This window comes from Williamsia sp. R60, from assembly GCF_054063855.1.
This window is the reverse complement of sequence record NZ_JBSSGR010000007.1, coordinates 1-19334: the sequence shown is the minus strand read 5'-3', so window position 1 is coordinate 19334 and position 19334 is coordinate 1. Positions and strand designations below refer to the sequence as shown.

20 protein-coding genes are annotated in these 19334 nt (G+C 64.2%); 18 read left to right on the top strand and 2 right to left on the bottom strand.

All coding sequences use genetic code 11. The features are described 5' to 3' along the window. The first annotated feature begins 38 nt into the window (after positions 1-38). The 10 genes from ACVWY6_RS24250 to ACVWY6_RS24205 all read left to right on the top strand — a co-directional run bounded on the left by ACVWY6_RS24250 (position 39) and on the right by ACVWY6_RS24205 (position 8623). Positions 39-452, top strand: coding sequence for an ATP synthase subunit I (locus ACVWY6_RS24250; RefSeq protein ID WP_023957887.1), 414 nt, complete (start codon positions 39-41; stop codon positions 450-452). Next, positions 449-1204: a F0F1 ATP synthase subunit A gene (gene atpB / locus ACVWY6_RS24245; RefSeq protein ID WP_023957889.1), complete on the top strand. Its 756-nt coding sequence runs from the start codon at positions 449-451 to the stop codon at positions 1202-1204. The genes ACVWY6_RS24250 and atpB overlap by 4 nt, the downstream gene beginning before the upstream one ends. 82 nt (positions 1205-1286) lie before the next feature. Then, the gene (locus ACVWY6_RS24240; RefSeq protein WP_023957890.1) at positions 1287-1538 is read left to right on the top strand and encodes a F0F1 ATP synthase subunit C; all 252 of its coding nucleotides are present in this window, start codon (positions 1287-1289) and stop codon (positions 1536-1538) included. Between the two features lie 26 nt (positions 1539-1564). Next, entirely contained in the window at positions 1565-2086 is a 522-nt protein-coding gene (locus ACVWY6_RS24235; RefSeq protein WP_023957892.1) for a F0F1 ATP synthase subunit B, read from the top strand. A 3-nt stretch (positions 2087-2089) separates the two neighbouring features. Beyond that, positions 2090-3445, top strand: coding sequence for a F0F1 ATP synthase subunit B/delta (locus ACVWY6_RS24230; protein WP_023957894.1), 1356 nt, complete (start codon positions 2090-2092; stop codon positions 3443-3445). A gap of 87 nt (positions 3446-3532) precedes the next feature. Beyond that, complete coding sequence (gene atpA / locus ACVWY6_RS24225) at positions 3533-5164, top strand: F0F1 ATP synthase subunit alpha (protein ID WP_023957897.1); 1632 nt, start codon at positions 3533-3535, stop codon at positions 5162-5164. Between the two features lie 53 nt (positions 5165-5217). Beyond that, positions 5218-6138, top strand: coding sequence for a F0F1 ATP synthase subunit gamma (locus ACVWY6_RS24220; protein ID WP_030174335.1), 921 nt, complete (start codon positions 5218-5220; stop codon positions 6136-6138). 63 nt (positions 6139-6201) lie between these two features. Next, complete coding sequence (gene atpD, locus ACVWY6_RS24215) at positions 6202-7653, top strand: F0F1 ATP synthase subunit beta (RefSeq protein WP_023957901.1); 1452 nt, start codon at positions 6202-6204, stop codon at positions 7651-7653. A gap of 9 nt (positions 7654-7662) precedes the next feature. After that, positions 7663-8049, top strand: a complete 387-nt coding sequence (locus ACVWY6_RS24210; RefSeq protein ID WP_023957903.1) for a F0F1 ATP synthase subunit epsilon — start codon at positions 7663-7665, stop codon at positions 8047-8049. Positions 8050-8182: 133 nt separating this feature from the next. Further along, the gene (locus ACVWY6_RS24205) at positions 8183-8623 is read left to right on the top strand and encodes a DUF2550 domain-containing protein (protein ID WP_051406508.1); all 441 of its coding nucleotides are present in this window, start codon (positions 8183-8185) and stop codon (positions 8621-8623) included. An 8-nt stretch (positions 8624-8631) separates the two neighbouring features. Here ACVWY6_RS24205 and ACVWY6_RS24200 read toward each other — a convergent pair whose 3' ends face one another. Then, positions 8632-9237: a cob(I)yrinic acid a,c-diamide adenosyltransferase gene (locus tag ACVWY6_RS24200; RefSeq protein ID WP_457541474.1), complete on the bottom strand. Its 606-nt coding sequence runs from the start codon at positions 9235-9237 to the stop codon at positions 8632-8634. Here ACVWY6_RS24200 and ACVWY6_RS24195 point away from each other — a divergent pair. The 8 genes from ACVWY6_RS24195 to ACVWY6_RS24160 all read left to right on the top strand — a co-directional run bounded on the left by ACVWY6_RS24195 (position 9236) and on the right by ACVWY6_RS24160 (position 18131). Beyond that, a complete protein-coding gene (locus ACVWY6_RS24195) occupies positions 9236-9478 on the top strand; it encodes a hypothetical protein (protein WP_457541472.1) in 243 nt (80 codons plus the stop codon). The genes ACVWY6_RS24200 and ACVWY6_RS24195 overlap by 2 nt on opposite strands. Positions 9479-9488: 10 nt before the next feature. Then, positions 9489-10754: a UDP-N-acetylglucosamine 1-carboxyvinyltransferase gene (gene murA / locus ACVWY6_RS24190; RefSeq protein WP_023957911.1), complete on the top strand. Its 1266-nt coding sequence runs from the start codon at positions 9489-9491 to the stop codon at positions 10752-10754. A 158-nt stretch (positions 10755-10912) separates the two neighbouring features. Further along, positions 10913-12184 carry an NDMA-dependent methanol dehydrogenase gene (mdo, locus tag ACVWY6_RS24185; protein ID WP_023957913.1) on the top strand — a complete coding sequence of 424 codons (1272 nt, stop codon included), beginning with the start codon at positions 10913-10915 and terminating at the stop codon, positions 12182-12184. A gap of 27 nt (positions 12185-12211) precedes the next feature. Then, positions 12212-13267 carry a MadB family AAA-type ATPase gene (locus ACVWY6_RS24180; protein WP_457541469.1) on the top strand — a complete coding sequence of 352 codons (1056 nt, stop codon included), beginning with the start codon at positions 12212-12214 and terminating at the stop codon, positions 13265-13267. Then, entirely contained in the window at positions 13264-14775 is a 1512-nt protein-coding gene (madC, locus tag ACVWY6_RS24175; RefSeq protein ID WP_457541467.1) for a MadC family VWA domain-containing protein, read from the top strand. Before ACVWY6_RS24180 ends, madC begins: the two co-directional genes overlap by 4 nt. A 154-nt stretch (positions 14776-14929) precedes the next feature. Next, positions 14930-16096 (top strand): iron-containing alcohol dehydrogenase, encoded by a 1167-nt coding sequence (locus ACVWY6_RS24170; protein ID WP_457541465.1) that lies wholly within the window; start codon positions 14930-14932, stop codon positions 16094-16096. Then, positions 16093-17463: a MadS family sensor histidine kinase gene (locus ACVWY6_RS24165; RefSeq protein ID WP_457541463.1), complete on the top strand. Its 1371-nt coding sequence runs from the start codon at positions 16093-16095 to the stop codon at positions 17461-17463. The genes ACVWY6_RS24170 and ACVWY6_RS24165 overlap by 4 nt, the downstream gene beginning before the upstream one ends. Beyond that, positions 17463-18131, top strand: a complete 669-nt coding sequence (locus ACVWY6_RS24160; RefSeq protein WP_023957923.1) for a MadR family response regulator transcription factor — start codon at positions 17463-17465, stop codon at positions 18129-18131. The genes ACVWY6_RS24165 and ACVWY6_RS24160 overlap by 1 nt, the downstream gene beginning before the upstream one ends. Here the strand turns inward: ACVWY6_RS24160 and mftM are convergent. Then, on the bottom strand, positions 18128-18973 hold the full coding sequence (mftM, locus tag ACVWY6_RS24155; RefSeq protein ID WP_457541461.1) for a mycofactocin oligosaccharide methyltransferase MftM: 846 nt from the start codon (positions 18971-18973) through the stop codon (positions 18128-18130). The two genes, ACVWY6_RS24160 and mftM, sit on opposite strands and share 4 nt — an antisense overlap. Positions 18974-19334 lie beyond the last annotated feature (361 nt).

Below are 19334 nucleotides of genomic sequence, written 5' to 3'. Positions count from 1 at the left end.
AGAGCTAGCGAACCCGCTGGACCCTTGAGGAGAGGTGCATGACGACGTCAAGCTCCGACTCGGCGCCGGTATTCCCGGATGTCCCGCTGAGTTTGGTGCGCCCCGCAATCCTGAGTGGATTGCTGGTCGTCGTCGCAGTGGCCGCAAGCGCCTACTTGGGCCACGTCATGTTCGGTATCTGGATGTTCGTCGGATTGGCCCTGAGTCTGGCCAATGCCAAGCTCGTGCAGTTGTATGTGCAAGGAATCACCGCTGAAGAGAATCCGCGCAAGCGGCCGATCGCGATCAACTCCGCCCTGCGTCTGGCGCTCCTGACGATCGTCGCTCTCGTGGTGGCGTTCCTCGCCAGGCCGGACGGTCTGGGCGTGATGTTCGGACTCGCGCTGTGTCAGGTGATCCTGGTTCTCAACACGGTTATTCCAGTGATGAAAGGACTTCGTACCCAGTCATGACAGATACGTCGTATCTCGCCGAGGCAGAGATCGAGGTCGGGCACCACACCCACGTCGATCTGTTCGGGATGACCTTCAACCTGGACACCATCATCGGGACCGCTTTTGCGGCCCTGGTCGTGCTCGGCTTGGCCTTCTACGTGCGGGCCAAGATGACGTCGGGTGTTCCCAACCCGGTACAGCTGTTCTTCGAAACCCTCACCTCCCAGATGCGCGGCCAGGTCGAGAGCTCGATCGGCATGCGCGTCGCGCCGTTCCTGCTGCCACTGGCCGTGACGCTGTTCATCTTCATCCTGGTCGCCAACTGGATCTCGGTGCTGCCGGTCCAGTACGGCAAGGAAGGCGGAGGCACCGGGGAGTGGCTCAAACCGCCGGCCTCCGATGCGAACTTCGTCTACGCGCTCGCTTTGTTCGTCTTCGTCGCGTACCACGCGGCCGGCGTCAAGCGTCGCGGCTTCCTCGGCCATCCCAAGGCCCTGATCAAGGGTCACGCCATCGGCCTGGCCCCGATCAACATCATCGAGGAGATCGCGAAGCCCGTCTCACTCTCACTCCGTCTTTTCGGCAACATGTTCGCCGGCGGCGTGATGGTTTCGCTGATCGCGATCTTCCCCGCCTACATCATGTGGGCCCCCAACTCGATCTGGAAGATGTTCGACCTCTTCGTCGGCCTCATTCAGGCGTTCATCTTCACCCTGCTGACCATCTTGTACTTCAGCCAGTCAATGGAGCTGGAGGACGAGCACCACTAGCACGACCCCTTGCCGGTGCGATGCCGGCGGGGCCATAAGACCTGGCAATCCGATTGTCAGTACCACCGAAAGGGAAAAGTAAATGGATCCAATGATTGGCATGGGCGCACTGATCGGCGGCGGTCTGATCATGGCCGGCGGCGCTATTGGCGCCGGTATCGGTGACGGTCTGGCCGGTGCGCAGCTGATCGCAGGCATCGCGCGTCAGCCAGAAGCGCAGAGCCGCCTGTTCACTCCGTTCTTCATCACCGTCGGTCTGGTCGAGGCTGCGTACTTCATCAACCTGGCCTTCATGGCGTTGTTCGTCTTCGCCACCCCGATCAGCGCCGAATAATTTCGGGAAACAGGTAAAACGACACCATGGATCTCGCCGCAGAGAATTTCCTCATACCCAACGGCACGTTCTTCGTTGTCCTCTTGATCTTCATCATCGTGCTGGTGGTGCTCGGCAAGTTCATCGTTCCGCCGATCCGCCAGGTCCTCGAAGAACGTGAGGCACTGGTCTCGAAGACCAACGAGGACAACAAGGCCGCGGCCAAGAGTTTCGAGGATGCCGAATCGGAATACCGATCCGCCATGAAGGGCGCCCGCGTCGAGGCGACCGGCATCCGCGACGAGGCTCGTGCCAAGGGCAACGAGAACCTCGAGGAGATGAGGCGGCGGGCAACCGAGGAGTCGGACGCGGTTCAGCGCGACACCTCCGAACAGTTGGCCGCCGAAGGGCAGCGGGCTGCGGCGGAGGCCCGCGCGGAACTGGGCAGGCTGTCCTCCGGGCTGGCCAGCCGAGTACTCGGATTCGACGTCTCGTCGGACCCGAAGTTGTCGGCATCCCTCGATCGTGTCTCCGCGACCGAGGGCGAAAAGACCGGGACGGTGAACTGACCAGTGGATATTTTCATCGGACAACTCGTCGGCTTTGCCGTCGTTGTCTTCGTTTTCATCCGATACGTTCTTCCGCCGCTGCGTAAATCCGTTGCGGCGCAGAAGGAAACGATCGCCACGCAGGTCGCCGAGAGCGAGCAGGCCAAGGCCCGGCTCGCCGAGGCGAAAGATGCTCACGCCACAGCACTCGAGCAGGCCAGGGCAGAGGCGAGCCAGATCCGTGAAGAGGCACGCGGTGACGCTCAGGCGATCGCGGAACAGATGCGTAATCAAGCCGACTCCGAGGTCAAGCGCATCACCGAGCACGGCAAGGCGCAGGTCGCCCTCAACCGCCAGGCACTGATCCGTCAGCTGCGTGGCGAACTGGGGCTGGCCTCACTCGACGTCGCCGGAAACCTGGTGCGTGAGCACCTCGAGGACCCGAAGGCCAAGCAGGATTCCTTTGACAGGGTTCTGGCAGAGCTGGAGCAGATGGCCGCCGAAGGCGGTGTCGCTCCGGAGTCCACATCCACCGGTGAGGCAATCGGCACCCACTCGATGCGGGCGGCGAGCCGTGACTCGGTACGCACCCTGGCACGCACGTTCGACGAGAAGACCGGCTCGGCGGATGTCGAGCAGCTACGAACGATCGGTGACGAACTCGGTTCGGTCGCAATCCTTCTCGCGGCCAACCCGGTTCTGCGCAAGCACCTGGCTGAGTCCACCGACGAGGCGCAGCACAAGGCTTCGCTGGTCGATTCGATCCTGTCGGGGAAGGTGTCCGACACCACCCTCGACATCGTCAAGTCCGCTGTCGATGCGAAATGGTCGGCCACCGCTGACTTCCTCACCGCACTCGAGCGGCTCGCCCGGCTCGCGCTGCTGACGGTCGCCGACCGCAGCGGCAAGATCGGCGAGGTCGAGGACGAACTGTTCCGGCTGGGTCGGTTGCTGCTGGCAGAACCTGATCTGTCGCGACTGCTGTCCGACTCGAATGCACCTGCCGAGGGCCGGTTGCAGTTGCTCGACAGGGTCATCGGCGGAAAGGTCACGGACGAGACCGGAGCGTTGGTCCGACAGGCTGTGCAGTTGCAGCGCGGACATCAGCCGATCGACGTCACCGTGTCAGGCATCGCCGAACTGGCTGCTGCTCGACGCGGAGAGTCGGTTGCACACGTCATCGCGGCGGCACTGCCGACCGATGCGCAGATCGAGCGGCTCAGCACAGTGCTGGGGCGGATCTACGGACGCGACATGTCGGTGCAGATCGAGATCGACGAGCAGTTGCTCGGCGGTTTCAAGGTCATCGTTGCCGACGAAGTCATCGAGGGTGACGTGGCCAGCCGACTGGCCAAGGCGAGCGAGACCTTGCCGAGTTAGCCCGACGGGCGCGACACCCGACCGGACACACTCCGGCGCGGGCACACTTAGACCACAAGCGAAAACGAAAGCAAGGAACGAGTACTCATGGCGGAGTTGACGATCTCATCCGACGAGATCAAGGGAGCGATCGAGCAGTACGTCTCGTCATTCCAGGCCGAGGCATCGCGCGAAGAAGTCGGCGTAGTCGCCGACACCTCGGACGGTATCGCCCACGTGAGCGGCCTGCCGGGCGCGATGGCGAACGAACTGCTCGAGTTCTCGGGCGGGGTTCTGGGCGTGGCCCTCAACCTCGACGAGGACGAGGTCGGTGCTGTCATCCTCGGTGCATACGACGAGATCGAAGAAGGCCAGCAGGTCAGCCGCACCGGCGACGTGCTGTCTGTCCCGGTCGGCGACAACTTCCTCGGCCGTGTGGTGAACCCGCTGGGTCAGCCCATCGACGGCCAGGGCGAGATCGAATCGGACGAGAAGCGCGTGCTGGAGCTCCAGGCGGCATCGGTCCTCGAGCGTCAGCCCGTCGAGGAGTCGCTCGCGACCGGCATCAAGGCCATCGACGCGATGACCGCCATCGGCCGCGGCCAGCGTCAGCTGATCATCGGCGACCGTAAGACCGGCAAAACCGCTGTTTGCATCGACGCGATCCTGAACCAGAAGGCGAACTGGGAGACCGGTGACCCGACCAAGCAGGTGCGTTGCATCTACGTGGCGATCGGCCAGAAGGGTTCGACCATCGCGGGCGTCAAGTCCGCGCTCGACGAGGCCGGCGCGATGGAGTACACCACCATCGTCGCGGCTCCCGCATCTGACTCGGCCGGATTCAAGTGGCTGGCCCCGTACACCGGTTCGGCCATCGGCCAGCACTGGATGTACCAGGGCAAGCACGTCCTCATCGTGTTCGATGATCTCTCCAAGCAGGCCGAGGCCTACCGCGCCATCTCGCTGCTGCTGCGTCGCCCGCCGGGCCGCGAGGCATACCCGGGTGACGTCTTCTACTTGCACTCCCGTCTGCTCGAACGTTGCGCAAAGCTGTCCGACGAGCTCGGTGGCGGATCGATGACCGGTCTCCCGATCATCGAGACCAAGGCCAACGACGTCTCGGCGTTCATCCCGACCAACGTCATCTCGATCACCGACGGTCAGGTCTTCCTCGAGTCGGACCTCTTCAACAAGGGCGTCCGCCCCGCGATCAACGTGGGAACCTCGGTGTCTCGTGTCGGTGGTGCAGCGCAGACCAAGGGTCTGAAGAAGGTCTCGGGTTCGCTCCGTCTGGAGCTTGCGCAGTTCCGTGAGCTGGAGGCCTTCTCGGCTTTCGCCTCGGACCTCGACGACGCATCCAAGGCCCAGCTGGCCCGCGGTGCTCGCTGGGTGGAGCTGCTCAAGCAGGACCAGTACTCCCCGGTGTCCGTCGAGGACCAGATCGTCTCGATCTACCTCGCGGGTGAGGGCCACTACGACTCGGTTGCCGTCGACGACGTGCGCCGGTACGAGGGCGAGCTCCTCAATCACCTGCACCACGGTGCCAAGGGCGTCTACGACTCGATCGCGGGCGGGAAGGCTCTGTCCGACGATCAGGCAGAGGCACTCAAGGCCGCGGCCGACAAGTACAAGAAGTCGTTCCTCGCCAGCGACGGCCCCGGATCGGTCAATGAGGAAGATCCGGGCGCTCTCGCGGCCGACGAAGTCAACAACGAAGAAATCAAGGTCCGGAAGTCCTAGGGCAGATGATTCGACAATCCATGACCAAACCGAAAGGAGTGTGAGACACGCCCATGGCAAGTATTCGTGATCTGCGCTCACGCATCCGGTCAGTCCAGTCGACGAAGAAGATCACCAAAGCCCAGGAACTCATCGCGACCTCGCGCATCGTCAAGGCGCAGTCGCGGGTGGCGGCCGCCAAGCCGTACTCGCAGGAGATGACCGCGGTGCTCTCGGAGCTCGCTTCCGGAGCCGGCACGCTCGACCATCCGTTGCTCGTCGCCCGGGAGAACCCGAAACGCGCAGCGGTGTTGGTGGTGACCAGTGACCGCGGTATGTGCGGTGCGTACAACTCCAACGTCTTGCGTGAAACCCGGCAACTGCTGGAGTTGCTCGAGGACGAGGGCAAAGAGACGGTTTTGTTCATCACCGGACAGAAGGGCCTCGGCTACTTCTCCTTCCGCGGGGTCAACGTCGCCGGCTCGTGGACGGGGTTCTCGCAGCAGCCTGAGTATCACAACGCGGCGGAAGCCACCGACCATTTGGTGGACCTGTTCGCTGCCGGCTCGGGCACGGAGATCGACGGGCTCGACGGCGGCAAGATCGAAGGCGTCGACGAACTGCACCTGGTGTACACCAAGTTCGTGAGCATGCTCAACCAGTCGCCTGAGGTTCGCAGGATCGCACCGCTTGTGGTGTCGGAGAGCGACGACGACGAGTCGTCCACGCCGGCGCGCAACTACACGTTCGAGCCCGGTGCGGAGACGTTGCTCTCGGCACTGCTGCCGAAGTATGTGGCAACGCGCGTGTACGCGGCCCTGCTCGATTCGTCGGCATCGGAGTCGGCCGCCCGTCGTACCGCGATGAAGGCCGCCACCGACAACGCCGAAGAGTTGGTGACCAACCTGTCGCGCGAGGCAAACCAGCTGCGGCAGGCACAGATCACCCAGGAGATCAGCGAGATCGTCGGCGGCGCAAACGCGCTCGCGAACTAGCAGCAACAAGCCAAAGGCGGTCGCGGATCACCACCCGCGCACCGACAAAGAGGAAGAGACAACATGACCACAGCTGTAACCGAATCCGTCTCGGGTTCGACCGCAGACTCGGTGACCGGCCGGGTCGTACGAGTCATCGGACCTGTCGTCGACGTGGAGTTCCCGCGTGGCGCAGTGCCCGAGCTTTTCAATGCCCTTCACGCCGAGATCACGCTGCCCTCGGTGGCCAAGAAGTTGACGCTCGAGGTCGCTCAGCACCTCGGTGACAATCTTGTCCGCACCATCTCGATGCAGCCGACCGACGGCTTGACCCGGGGTACCGAGGTCTCCGACACCACCAAGCCGATCTCGGTGCCTGTTGGTGACGTGGTCAAGGGACACGTCTTCAACGCTCTCGGCGACTGCCTCGACACACCGGGGCTCGGTCGCGACGGCGAGCAGTGGGGCATTCACCGTAAGCCACCAGCCTTCGATCAGCTCGAGGGCAAGACCGAGATCCTGGAAACGGGCATCAAGGTCATCGACCTTCTCACCCCGTACGTCAAGGGCGGAAAGATCGGTCTGTTCGGTGGTGCCGGTGTCGGCAAGACCGTCCTCATCCAGGAGATGATCACCCGTATCGCTCGCGAGTTCTCCGGCACCTCGGTGTTCGCCGGCGTCGGTGAGCGCACCCGTGAGGGCACCGACCTCCACCTCGAGATGGAGGAGATGGGCGTTCTCCAGGACACCGCCTTGGTGTTCGGACAGATGGACGAGCCGCCGGGCACGCGTATGCGCGTGGCCCTGTCCGCGCTGACGATGGCGGAGTACTTCCGCGACGTCAAGAACCAGGACGTGTTGCTCTTCATCGACAACATCTTCCGGTTCACGCAGGCCGGTTCCGAGGTCTCCACGCTGCTCGGCCGTATGCCGTCTGCCGTTGGTTACCAGCCGACCCTGGCCGACGAGATGGGTGAGCTCCAGGAGCGCATCACCTCGACGCGTGGTAACTCGATCACCTCGCTGCAGGCGATCTACGTGCCCGCCGACGACTACACCGACCCGGCGCCGGCCACCACGTTCGCGCACCTCGACGCCACCACCGAGTTGTCCCGTCCGATCTCGCAGCTGGGTATCTACCCGGCGGTGGATCCGCTGACGTCGACCTCGCGGATCCTGGAGGCCTCGATCGTCGGAGACGAGCACTTCCGCGTCGCCAACGAGGTCAAGCGGATCCTCCAGAAGTACAAGGAACTGCAGGACATCATCGCCATCCTCGGTATGGATGAGCTGTCCGAAGAGGACAAGGTCACCGTCCAGCGCGCTCGTCGCATCCAGAAGTTCCTCGGTCAGAACTTCTTGGTCGCCGAGAAGTTCACCGGTCAGAAGGGTTCGGTTGTCTCGCTTGCCGACACGATCGAGGCATTCGACCGGGTCGCCAAGGGTGAGTTCGATCACCTGCCCGAGCAGGCGTTCAACAGCTGTGGTGGTCTCGATGACGTCGAGGCTGCTGCCGCACGAATCTCTGGGAAGTGACCGAAATCCATGGCTGACACCGCATTTCACATCGAGGTCGTCTCGGCGGACACGCGGCTGTACTCGGGTGAGGCGACCTTCGTGATCGCTCAGACCACCGAAGGTGAGCTGGGTGTCCTCGCCAATCACGAGCCGTTGCTGGGACAATTGGTCGAAGGCGGTTTCGTGTTGATCGAGGAAGAAGGCGGTCAACGCAAAGTCGCGGCCGTGCAGGGTGGTTTCCTGTCGGTCACCGGTGAGACCGTCACCGTCCTCGCCGAGTCTGCCGAGTGGGCAGACGAGGTCGACGCCGACGCAGAACGTTCCGTTCTGGAGTCGGAAGAAGAGGGCAGCGAGCGTTACATCCGTGCGCAGTCTCGGCTGCGTGCGGTCGAAGAGCTGGGCCACGTGAAGTAGATCGTCGATCGGATGGCATCCTGGTGACCAGGGGACCATCTGGACGGCTAGCCGTTTCCCCGGTCCCCGCGAACTTCGAGGAGTTTGCGGGGACCGGGTGTTTTTCTAGCGGGGGCAGAAGGAGGTGTCGGTTGTGCACTGGAATCTGATTGCCCTTGCGGTGTTGGTACTGGTCACCTTGGCGATGTTCTACGTTTTTTATCGCATCAATCAGCTGCGCGGCGCGGGTACTTCTGCGCTGTTGCGCGAACTCCCCGCTGATGACGGTCGAGCGTGGCGGCATGGCGTGGTGCGTTATGACGACAACGCGATGGAGTACTTCCGGCTCCGCAGCATGCGTCCCGGCCCCAACCGCCTGGTTTTGCGTCAAGTTGTCGTGTCCAAAGGACGCCGCGGGCCCACGCCGTCCGAGGCCGACGTGATGGACGACGACATGGTGATCCTCGAACTCGCCGACCGGGACGGCGCGTTTGAGCTTGCGCTCGACGGCGGCGCCGTCACAGCCTTTCAATCCTGGCTCGAATCCCGCCCGTCTCAGCGTGCCGAACGCACTGGCCGCGAGCGCCGCCGCTGATCTCCGACCTACTGGTCGTTTCCCGTTCCAGATTTGGCGCGGCTTCGCTGCTCGCCCGGCTGCCAGAGCACGTCTCCGCCCGGGTTGGCGACCCTTGACAATATGAAGAGCAAGTCGGACAACCTGTTCAGATACTTGGCCGGCAACGCGCTCGTCTGATCGGGGTGAGCGTCGATGGCAGCCCACGCGGACCTCTCCGCCCGTCGTGTGACGGTTCGGGCCACATGCAACAGCGCGCTCAGCGGACTGCCGCCCGGCAGGATGAACGAATTGAGCGGTTCCAGCTTGTCGGTGTAGTGGTCGCACCACACCTCGAGATCGTCGATGTAGCTCTGTAGCAGGCGCAGCGGGGGGTACTTCGGATCCGGAACGACCGGTGTCGAGAGGTCGGCGCCGGCATCGAACAGATCGTTCTGCACGCGCGTGAGGATCTCCGCGATCTCCGGGTCCGGGTTGCCGAGAGCCAGAGCTGCCCCGATCGCGGCATTTGCCTCGTCACAGTCTGCGTAGGCGATCACCCTCGGGTCGTTCTTCGACACTCGGGAGAAGTCGCTCAACCCGGTTTCGCCGTTGTCTCCGGTTCGGGTGTAGATGCGGGTCAGGTGTACAGCCATGGATGAAATCTACCCGTCGGCGCGGTCGATGACGGCATGGGCAACGGACACGGTGACCTTTGTCCTGATGTATCTGCTGGTGCGGAGGGAGCGATCGTTCGGTGTTCCGAGTGGGGAAAACAGCGACCGCGCAACGAAATTCGCGATTTCGGTCTCGACGGAGATACTTCCGGGTGTCTATTTCGGGGAGGGCTTGGACAAGTGGCGGGCCGTCGGGGTCGCGCTGCGACCGGTCGCTTAGGCTACGTGTCGTGGATGATCGTTTTCTGGTGACGGGGGGCGCGCGGCTGACCGGTGAGGTCGAGGTCGTGGGCGCCAAGAACAGCGTGCTGAAGCTGATGGCAGCTGCCCTGTTGGCGGAAGGCACCACAACCATCACCAACTGCCCGCAGATCCTCGATGTCCCTCTGATGGCCGAGGTCCTGCGCGGACTCGGAGCGTCGGTGAGCCATTCGGGCGACACCGTGGTCATCGACACCCCGGCCGAGCCCAAGTTCCACGCGGACTTCGACGCGGTGAAGCAGTTCCGCGCCTCGGTGTGTGTTCTCGGGCCGCTGATCGCCAGATGCCGTCGAGCTGTGGTCGCGCTACCGGGCGGCGACGCGATCGGTTCCCGGCCACTCGACATGCACCAGAACGGGCTGCGCTTGCTCGGTGCGCGCAGTGTCATCGAGCACGGTTGTGTGGTCGCCGAGGCCGACACGTTGATCGGCGCGCCGATCGCGCTGGAGTTCCCGTCTGTCGGAGCCACGGAGAACATCCTCATGGCAGCGGTGCTGGCCGAGGGCGTGACGACGATCGACAACGCCGCGCGTGAACCCGAGATCGTCGATCTGTGCGTCATGCTGCAGCAGATGGGTGCCAAGATCTCCGGGGCGGGCACGTCAACCCTGACCGTGGAGGGGGTGGACCGTCTCCAACCGGTCACCCACCGGGTCATCGGGGACCGCATCGTGGCCGCCACGTGGGCGATCGCAGCGGTGATGACCCGCGGCGACATCGCGGTCAGGGGTGTCGACCCTCAACATCTCCAGCTCGTTCTCACGAAGCTGTCCGGGGCAGGCGCGACGGTCACCCAATACGAGAATGGCTTCAGGGTCGCCCAGTCCGGCCGGCCCGTTGCCGTGAACTACTCGACTCTGCCGTTCCCCGGATTTCCGACCGACCTGCAGCCGATGGCCATCGCCCTCGCGTCGATCAGCGACGGGATGTCGGTGATCACTGAGAACGTCTTCGAGGCTCGCTTTCGTTTCGTCGAGGAAATGGTCCGGCTGGGTGCAGACGCCCGCACCGATGGCCATCACGCCGTGATCCGCGGTATCGAACGACTGTCGAGCGCGCCGGTCTGGAGTTCGGACATCCGTGCCGGAGCCGGCCTGGTCCTGGCCGGCTTGGTGGCCGATGGGGTCACGGAGGTTCACGATGTGTCCCACATCGACCGCGGCTATCCGGACTTCGTCGAGATCATGCGGAGCCTCGGCGCACAGATCGAACGGGTCGAGCCGCTTCCGCAGTAGTGACCGAAGCGGTGGACCTGTCCTGATGGCCAGGTCGCCGTGCTGACGTGATGGACATGAACCCCCACTGCGCGGGTCAGGTGACCTTGTTTCCGGTGTGAGCTGGGCAACATCCTTGTGAGGCAACAGTTTCCGCCCAGCACAAGGAGATACACGCCATGGCCATCGAGCTCAACCAGATCTGGGAATTCCCGATCAAGGAGTTTCACCCGTTCCCCAAGGCGAAACTGGGGGTCGGCGCTCACGACATGATCGGTGTCGAGGCCAAGGAACTGGGTATGTCGCGGGTCCTGCTGATGACAACCGGTCTCCGCGGCTCGGGCATCATCGAAGAACTCACCGGCAAGATCGAGTACCAGGGCGTGGACGTGGTGCTGTTCGATCAGGTGGAGTCCAATCCCAAGGACTACAACTGCATGGATGCCGCCGCGCTCTATCAGTCGGAGAAATGCGACGGGATCATCTCCGTGGGTGGCGGTTCGAGCCACGACGCCGCAAAGGGTGCCCGGATGGTCATCGCCCACGACGGGCGCAACATCAACGAGTTCGAGGGATTCTCCAAGGCGACCAACAAGGAGAACCCCAAACACATCGCGGTTTCCACCACGGCGGGTACCGGCTCGGAGACCTCGTGGGCTTACGTCATCACCGACACCTCCGACATGGCGAATCCACACAAATGGGTGGCATTCGACGACACCTGCCTCGTCGACCTCGCGATGGATGATCCGCTGCTGTACTACACATGCCCCCAACACTTCACCGCATTCTGCGGGTTCGATGTCTTGGCCCACGCCAGCGAGCCCTACGTGTCGCGGCTCGACTTCGCCCCGTCGCTGGGCAATGCCAAGTACTCGATCGAGCTCATTCGCGACCATCTACGGACGGCGGTCTACGATCCGAAGAATCTGGAAGCGCGGACCGGCATGATGCATGCGCAGTACATCGCGGCGCAGGCCTTCAACTCCGGCGGACTGGGCCTGGTGCATTCGCTGTCGCACGCGGTCAGCGCCTTCTACGACAGTCATCACGGCTTGAACAACGCCATCGCATTGCCTCGGGTGTGGGAATACAACCTGCCCTCCCGTTTCGAGCGCTATGCCGAGATCGCCAAGTTGATGGGCGTCGACACGTCCAAGATGACCACGGTTCAGGCAGCGGATGCCGCGGTGGAGGAGGCCATCCGATTGTCGAAGGATCTGGGCATCCCTGACAACTTCGGTCAGCTGCGGATCGACAGCTACGACAAGAACCGGATGAACACAGGCAAGTACGAAGGTCGTGGCGACAAGATGGACACCTCGGACAAGCAGGTCCAGGCGATCGCCGAACACATGATGGGGGACTGGTGCACGCCGGGCAACCCGCGCGAGTCGACTGTCGAATCCCTGATCCCGATGGTGTCGCACGCTTTCAGCGGTTCGTACTGACACCGGATTCGAGCAAGAGAGGACACCATGACGGAGTTGGCGTACGAATCCCGGATCGACTCGGACGCAGCATCATTCGACAGCCCGGAAGCTCTGGCGGAGGCGTTGCGTGGCAACGGTTATGTCATCGACCACGACCTCTCGGTGGTGGTTCATCTGGCGACCGTGCTCGGCAGACCGCTGATGCTGGAAGGTCCGGCCGGCGTCGGCAAAACCGAACTCGCCAAGTCGCTGGCCGCAGCGTCGGGACGCCGACTGGTCCGCCTGCAGTGTTACGAGGGTCTCGACGATTCCCGGGCGCTGTACGAATGGGACTACGCACGCCAACTCCTGCATGTGCAGATGCTCCGGGACCGCATCACAACCGAGTTGGCAGGGTATGCCGACCTGGCCGCGGCGTCGGCGGCGCTTGCCCGCGAAGATGTCGGGGTGTTCACCGAGGATTTCTTGGTGGCCCGGCCCTTGCTGGAGGCGATCCTGTCGCCTGAGCCCGTTGTGTTGCTGATCGACGAGGTCGACCGCACGGACGAGGCCATGGAGGCGGTGATGCTGGAGGTCCTGGCCGAACAGCAGGTGACCGTGCCCGAACTGGGGAGCTTCACCGCCCGCTCGCAGCCGTGGATCGTTCTGACCTCGAACGATACCCGCGAGCTGTCGGCGGCACTCAAGCGTCGGTGCGTTCACTTCTCGGTCGACTACCCGGATGCCGCACGGGAGCGGGAGATCGTGGCGTCGCGTGCGCCCGAGGTCGAGGAGTCTGCGGTCGCGGACGTCGTGGCGCTCGCCGGGCGGCTCCGGGCGATGCCGCTACGTAAGAGTCCATCGATCGCTGAGGTGGTGGATGCGGCGCGGGCGGCGTCGGTGCTCGGCGGGGTGTCGGGTGAGAACACGCGGGCGCTGCTGTCCTTGCTCGTCAAGTTCGGCGCAGACGTCGACACCGTTCAGGCGCAGTTGTCGGGTGACGATGCCCGAGACGGCGTCACTACTGCTGGGACTCCCGCCGCCGCGGGCAGCGGAACGAGAGGGTCGGTCACGGCTGCAGCCTTCGGAGCCGGCCGGGCACGGTCCTCGGGCCGACGATGACCGCGGGTCGCGATCCCGTACTAGACGTGCTTGCCGGCGTGCTCGGACGGATGTTGCGGCGCCGAGGGGTGCGGGTGTCGCCGGCCGAGACGATCGAGGCCCGCCGTGTCCTGGCCCTCTACGGATCAGAGCTGTCGGTGTTGCGCCCTGCGCTGCAGGCGGTCACCGTCAAGTACGACTACGAGCGACCGGCCTTCGACGCGGTGTTCAACGCATTGTTCGTGACCGGGCCCGCATCGGTCGATGACCCTGGAGCCCTGCCGACCGTGCGGGGGACCCCCGGCGGATTGCCAGATGAGTTCGAATGGGATGACGAACTGCAGGGCGCCGCCCGGATGGTCGGGGCCGACGAGCACACCGAAGAGGTTGGCGACCTTTTCGACTCGGATCCCGAACGAAGTGAACGCCATGGTGAGTCGGCGCACCGCGAGGAGAACGATTTCACGGTCTCGGCGGGCGCGGAAGCTCTTGCGGTAGACCCGGATTCGGGCTCCACGCAGGGTGGTATCACGTACACGATCGAGGTGGACAATGCCGGATCGGCCACAGCCGGTGACCTCTCGTCGGCGCCGATGCGAGTGCGGTCGGGCATCCTCTCGCTCGTGGACGCGCAAGCCGTGTTGGACCGGCTCGATGACTACGACGCACGGCGCGTCTACGGGACCGCCGGCGCCGACGACCTCGATCCGGCTCAGCTCGAACACCTGATGGCCGCGATCGAGTCTTTCGTCGAGGCGCTCACCCGGGACGCGCCGGCCGCCGAAGACGAACCTCGTCCCGGGGACGCAACGACGCCGACGATCAGCCGAGCAGACATCGATCAGGCGTGCCACCGGATCGTCCGACGCATGCGAGGTGCCCCGCGTACTCGCGCACGGACTAAGGGCCGTGGCCGGCTGGCGATCCGGCACACCCTCCGCGCGGCGCTGCGTACCGATGGAGACCCTGTCGACCTCTATCGGCGCACGCTGGTGGCGGGCCGAGTGCGGCTGGTCATCGTGGTGGACGTGTCCTTGTCGGTGCGCCCGGTCACCGGCTTCATCCTCCGGCTGGCACAGTCCCTGCATCACATCGCCGACCGGTGCACGGTCCTGGCCTTCGTCGACAAGCCGATCGATGTCACGACTCCACTGCTCGTCGGCACCGGAGATGATGCGCTGGCGCGGATCTTGTCCGCTCCTGGCCTCGATCTTGCGGCCACCAGCGACTACGGCAGCGTCCTGGACGGATTGCTGACAACACACGGTGGTGTGCTCGACGCTCGTACGAGTGTTTTGTTTGTCGGCGATGCCCGCGGTAACGGGTTCGCTGCGCGGGCCGACCTACTCGGCGAAGTGCGCCGCCGCACGCACCGACTCGCCTGGGTCACTCCGGAGCCACGCCGATACTGGAGCCAGACCGGTTGCGGGATGGGCGAGTACGCCGAGTATTGCGATGCCGTGGTCGTGGCGCGCGATGCAGAAGAACTTCTCGAACGTGCCGACGAGATCGGTACGGCATTGTCGTGACGGAGAGCGGTACCAGGAAAGCGACCATGAGGTGATGACAGGACACCAGTTGACAGAAATCGTGTTGAGCAGGCCACGTGGTCACTAGGGTCGAGCGTGGGTGCGGCGCGCGCGACCGAGTCACCGGCTGCCACCCACGGACAGGAATCGGATCATGATGCGCAGCATGCCGTCCCCACGGATCGTGAAGTTTCATGCTCCCGAGATGATCATCGGCGACGGCGCGCTGGCCGAGGCCGCTCTTGCTGCTTCCCGACTGGGGATGCGCCGGCCGCTGGTGGTCTCCGATCAGAAGATCCGTGCCACGCCGTGGTTCGACGAGTTGTCGGACAGGATCGTGTCGGTCGGATTGCATTCGGATTGTTTCACCGGTATCTCGCCCAATCCTCGTGCCCAGGAAGTCGCAGCGGCGTTCGAGAAGTACAAACGACACGGGGGCGACGGGATCATCGCGCTCGGAGGCGGGTCGGTGATCGACGCGGCCAAGGGCGTCGCGATCTTGGCGTCGAACGGCGGCCACATCCTCGAATACGAAGGCATCGACCGGGCAACGCGTCCGTTGCCTCCGGTGGTGGCCATTCCGACCACCGCCGGCAGTGGCTCGGATGTGTCCCAGTTCTGCATCGTCAACGACCCAGCGCGGCACACCAAGATCACGATCATCGGCCGGGGTTTGGTCCCCGACGTCACCGTCGTGGACCCACGGGTGCTGGCCACGGTTCCACCCGAGGTCACTGCCCAGTGCGGAATGGATGTGCTGACCCATTGCATCGAGGCCTACGTTTCCATCGCCCATAGTCGGATGACGGATACATTTGCGCTGCAGGCCCTTTCGACCACCTGGCGTCATCTCGAACGACTGGTCGACAACCCTGCCGATCCGGAGGCGTCGGTGGCCATGGCCCACGCTTCACTCGAGGCGGGCATGGCGTTCACCAATGCGATCCTCGGGGCGGCGCACGCCATGAGCCACCCTGTCGGCGGGCATTGCGATGCTGCGCACGGCGCCATCAACTCGGTGCTGCTGCCGCACGTCATCCGCTACAACGCCCATGTGTGTGCCGACGGTTTCGTCGATCTGGCGGAGGCAGTGGGGCTGTCCACTCATGGAACACCGATGAGTGTGGCCGATCGGCTCGCCGATCAGGTCTCGAAGTTCGCCCTTCGGATCGGGATGCCGGCCAGTCTGTCGCCACTCGGGGTGAACAGCGCGGACATCGAGATGCTCTCCGCGCACGCGCTGGCCGATTCGTGCATGACCACCAATCCGCGCCAGCCGGACGCGGCCACCGTCGCCGATCTGTACCGGGAGGCGCTGTGACGGGCCGGCCGTCGGGTCCTGGGCCGGGTGACCTGGAGTCACTGGTCGGCCTACGTTCGGTCAAAGGCAGCCACTATGCGCAGTTCAGGGGTGTCGAGCAACGCCTGACGCGCGTGGTGGGCGCGCTGGAACGGATCTCCCGAGCGCTCGTGCGCACGGCGGAGGGACCCGAGACCCTGGTGTTGTCGGTGCTCGACGCAGCGCGCGAGCATCTCGGGGCCCAATGGGTTCTTTTTGCGTTGAGCGATGGTCGACTCGAACGTACGGGGCCGCGCCACCTCATGATGGATGCGGACGGTGATGTGTACGCCTTCGAAGGCGCGGGTTCGGCGGGCAAACCGGTGGGCTTACCCGACGAAGTGCTCAACCGCCTCAACGACGTCCTACGTGGCCAGATGACGAGATTGGGCCGGCCGGTCATCGAAGCCCACCACATTCACGTACCGGTCGAGTTGAACGGAGAGGTCGTCGGAGGACTGTCCGCGTGGATCTCGCAGACGCACACCATCGATCCGACCGACGTGGTGGTTCTTCGGATTCTCGCAGGTCAGGCCACAGTGGCGCTTCTGAACGCGGCCCTGTTCGAGGAGAGCCGGCACCTGCTGGTGCGCGCCGAGCAGGCGTACGAGGAGAGCCGTCGTCACGCCGCACACCTGGCCGAGCGCAACGCCGAACTCGAACGCACTCAGCGCGAACTCTCGGCGGCCATGCGCCAAGAGGTCCTCAACACCGAGCGCGCACGTATCGCGCGAGAGCTCCACGACTCGGTTGCACAGTCGGTGTTGTCGGCCGGCGTCCAGATCGAGGTGTGCCGCATCGATGCCGACCCGGCGATCGCGGATCGCCTCGCCGTGGCGGGGAAGTTGACCAAAGATGCCGTGGAGCAGGTGCGATCGGTCATCTACACGCTCAATCACGCTCCCTCCGATCGTGCCGGTGACCTGGCCGCCATCCTGGATGAACTCTGTTCGATGCACATGCCGGATGATCTCCGGACCGATGTCAGGGTGATAGGCCGTCAGCGAGACCTGGCCCACGATGTCCAGCACGCGATCTTGCGGATAGCAGGGGAGGCGTTGTTCAACACCGCGGTGCACGCCCAGGCAACCAATGCTCGAGTTGTGCTCCTCTACTCCGAGAGCGACGTCCGTCTGACCGTCGACGACGACGGCTCCGGTGACCCCGAGTACATGCGCCGGGTGATGCGCGCCGCGACCGTGGGTGACCTGGCCGGACGGCATCACGGGCTCGCGAACATGCGATCCCGGGCCGCAGAGCTCAGTGGCGATCTGAGGATTCGCCGCTCCCGGCTCGGCGGCGTACGCATCGTGGTGGAGATTCCGACAACTGACAGGGTGGACAGATGATGGACGTGACCGACCGCGCACCTGCCGGGGGCAAACGACCGATCCGCACCATGCTGGTGGACGACCATGCGCTGCTGCGCGAGGGGATGCGCTCTCTCCTGGAACGCGAGAGCTCCATTTCGGTTGTGGGAGAAGCCGATACCGTCGGCGAGGCGCTCGAAGGCGCAGCCAGATTCGCGCCCGACGTGATGGTTGTCGACCTCAAGCTCACAGCCGGCACCGACTATGAGGGCCTGCGTCTGATCAGCGAGTTGACACGGCGGCATCCAGCGGTCGCGGCACTGGTTCTCACCACGTTCCTCGACGACGACCTGGTGGTCCGTGCCGTTCGCAGCGGCGCGAAGGGTTACGTGGTCAAAGACATCGACACCACCGAGTTGGTGCGGGCGATCAAGTCTGTGTCGAGGGGAGAAAGCGCCTTCGACTCGCGCAGCGCAGCTGTGGTGCTGCGCGCGGTCACCGGGCAAGGACACTCCGAGACATTGACCGAACGGGAGCGACAGGTCTTGCGGCTGCTCGCCGACGGCAGCTCCAACAAGAGCATCGGAGAGACGCTGTTCATCTCCGCGTCAACCGTTAAGTTCCACATTCGCAACATCATTCGGAAACTGGGCGTCTCCAAGCGCACGGAGGCGGTGTACGCGGCCAGTAAGCGTGGCCTGATCTAGCGACCGTTGTGATCAGCCGCCAGGACGAGCCAGCCACCGTGGTCGGAGAACGTCAGGGCGTCCGGCTGTCCGGCGGTCTCTGCCCACCGGGTCAGCGTCTGCGGGGTGAGTGTGTGGTGATGGCCGAAGTGTGCGCTCGCGACCTGCTCATAGGGAACGGCGATCACAACCCGCCGGCGAGCCACGCGTAGTGCCTCGGCGATGGCGATGTCCGCACCACCGGGCAGATGTTCGAGCAGGTGGATCAGGGTGACCGTGTCGACGAAGTCATCCGGGTAGGGGAGCGCGAGGGCGTCACCGCACTCGACCTGCACATTCGATATGCGCTGCCGCGCGGCCTCGTCGAGCAGTCGCACCGCCCCGGCCGAGATGTCGCACGCGTACACGTCGGCGCAGTGACCCGCGGCGGCCTGCAACGCGAAGAATCCGAAACAGCAACCGACCTCCAAGAGGCTCGATCCGCTGATGAGCGAGAGCGCTCGCTTGTGAATGGGTGCAAATGGTGATCGGCCAGCCGACAACTCACGCAGAGAATTGGCGTAGAAAGCGCGCCAGCAGTCGCCCGCGTCGTCGGCACAGGTGAGAATCACGCCGGTCGCCGCGTCTTCGAACTGCTGCCGGCCCTCGAGGAGACCGCACTGCACCAGTCCTTCGAGCTCAGCCACCATCCGGGTGTCGGACACGGTGGCGAGGTCGAGGTCATGACCGATCTCGAGGCGACCCGTACTGCCGTGCCTCCATTGCAGGGCCCCCACCCGTTGGGCACCCGAGCCCGGTGAGCCTTGTTGCACCACAACGCAATCGGTGACGAAGCGAGACTGGGACAGGAGTGCGGTGGTCATTCTCCGACGCTATGGGGGAGGGGAACGGAGGGTAACTGTCCAAATGGTGGGGACAGCTCGACAAATGGGCAGTATTGCGGACCGTCCGGGATGACCCGGTGTCAATACGACACGCTCAACGACCGCCCGTGTTGGTGATCACAGCAGGTCGAATTCGCGAAAGTGGTCCCCAGGCCCGGAATGCGGAGCCACGAGCGCAGCGCTGACCTGCACTGATGTACGCGTAAGCAGCTGTTGTCCAGGCGATTTGACGTTGCATGTCCGACCCGCGTAACTTTCTTCAAGTCAGCGAGTGAGGCGCCGGAGAGCGAGAGTCCGGAGCGGCCAAGAACACCGACGGGATGTTTTCCTGAAGGAACAA

What these genes read in the sequence shown, in the direction of transcription:
- madC (WP_457541467.1), top strand. Translation starts at nt 13,264, where the DNA reads ATGACCGCGGGTCGCGATCCCGTACTAGACGTGCTTGCCGGCGTGCTC.
- ACVWY6_RS24170 (WP_457541465.1), top strand. Translation starts at nt 14,930, where the DNA reads ATGATGCGCAGCATGCCGTCCCCACGGATCGTGAAGTTTCATGCTCCC.
- ACVWY6_RS24220 (WP_030174335.1), top strand. Translation starts at nt 5,218, where the DNA reads ATGGCAAGTATTCGTGATCTGCGCTCACGCATCCGGTCAGTCCAGTCG.
- mftM (WP_457541461.1), bottom strand. Translation starts at nt 18,973, where the DNA reads ATGACCACCGCACTCCTGTCCCAGTCTCGCTTCGTCACCGATTGCGTT.
- ACVWY6_RS24200 (WP_457541474.1), bottom strand. Translation starts at nt 9,237, where the DNA reads ATGGCTGTACACCTGACCCGCATCTACACCCGAACCGGAGACAACGGC.
- ACVWY6_RS24235 (WP_023957892.1), top strand. Translation starts at nt 1,565, where the DNA reads ATGGATCTCGCCGCAGAGAATTTCCTCATACCCAACGGCACGTTCTTC.
- ACVWY6_RS24160 (WP_023957923.1), top strand. Translation starts at nt 17,463, where the DNA reads ATGGACGTGACCGACCGCGCACCTGCCGGGGGCAAACGACCGATCCGC.
- mdo (WP_023957913.1), top strand. Translation starts at nt 10,913, where the DNA reads ATGGCCATCGAGCTCAACCAGATCTGGGAATTCCCGATCAAGGAGTTT.
- ACVWY6_RS24195 (WP_457541472.1), top strand. Translation starts at nt 9,236, where the DNA reads ATGGATGAAATCTACCCGTCGGCGCGGTCGATGACGGCATGGGCAACG.
- ACVWY6_RS24180 (WP_457541469.1), top strand. Translation starts at nt 12,212, where the DNA reads ATGACGGAGTTGGCGTACGAATCCCGGATCGACTCGGACGCAGCATCA.
- ACVWY6_RS24210 (WP_023957903.1), top strand. Translation starts at nt 7,663, where the DNA reads ATGGCTGACACCGCATTTCACATCGAGGTCGTCTCGGCGGACACGCGG.
- atpD (WP_023957901.1), top strand. Translation starts at nt 6,202, where the DNA reads ATGACCACAGCTGTAACCGAATCCGTCTCGGGTTCGACCGCAGACTCG.
- atpB (WP_023957889.1), top strand. Translation starts at nt 449, where the DNA reads ATGACAGATACGTCGTATCTCGCCGAGGCAGAGATCGAGGTCGGGCAC.
- ACVWY6_RS24240 (WP_023957890.1), top strand. Translation starts at nt 1,287, where the DNA reads ATGGATCCAATGATTGGCATGGGCGCACTGATCGGCGGCGGTCTGATC.
- ACVWY6_RS24250 (WP_023957887.1), top strand. Translation starts at nt 39, where the DNA reads ATGACGACGTCAAGCTCCGACTCGGCGCCGGTATTCCCGGATGTCCCG.
- atpA (WP_023957897.1), top strand. Translation starts at nt 3,533, where the DNA reads ATGGCGGAGTTGACGATCTCATCCGACGAGATCAAGGGAGCGATCGAG.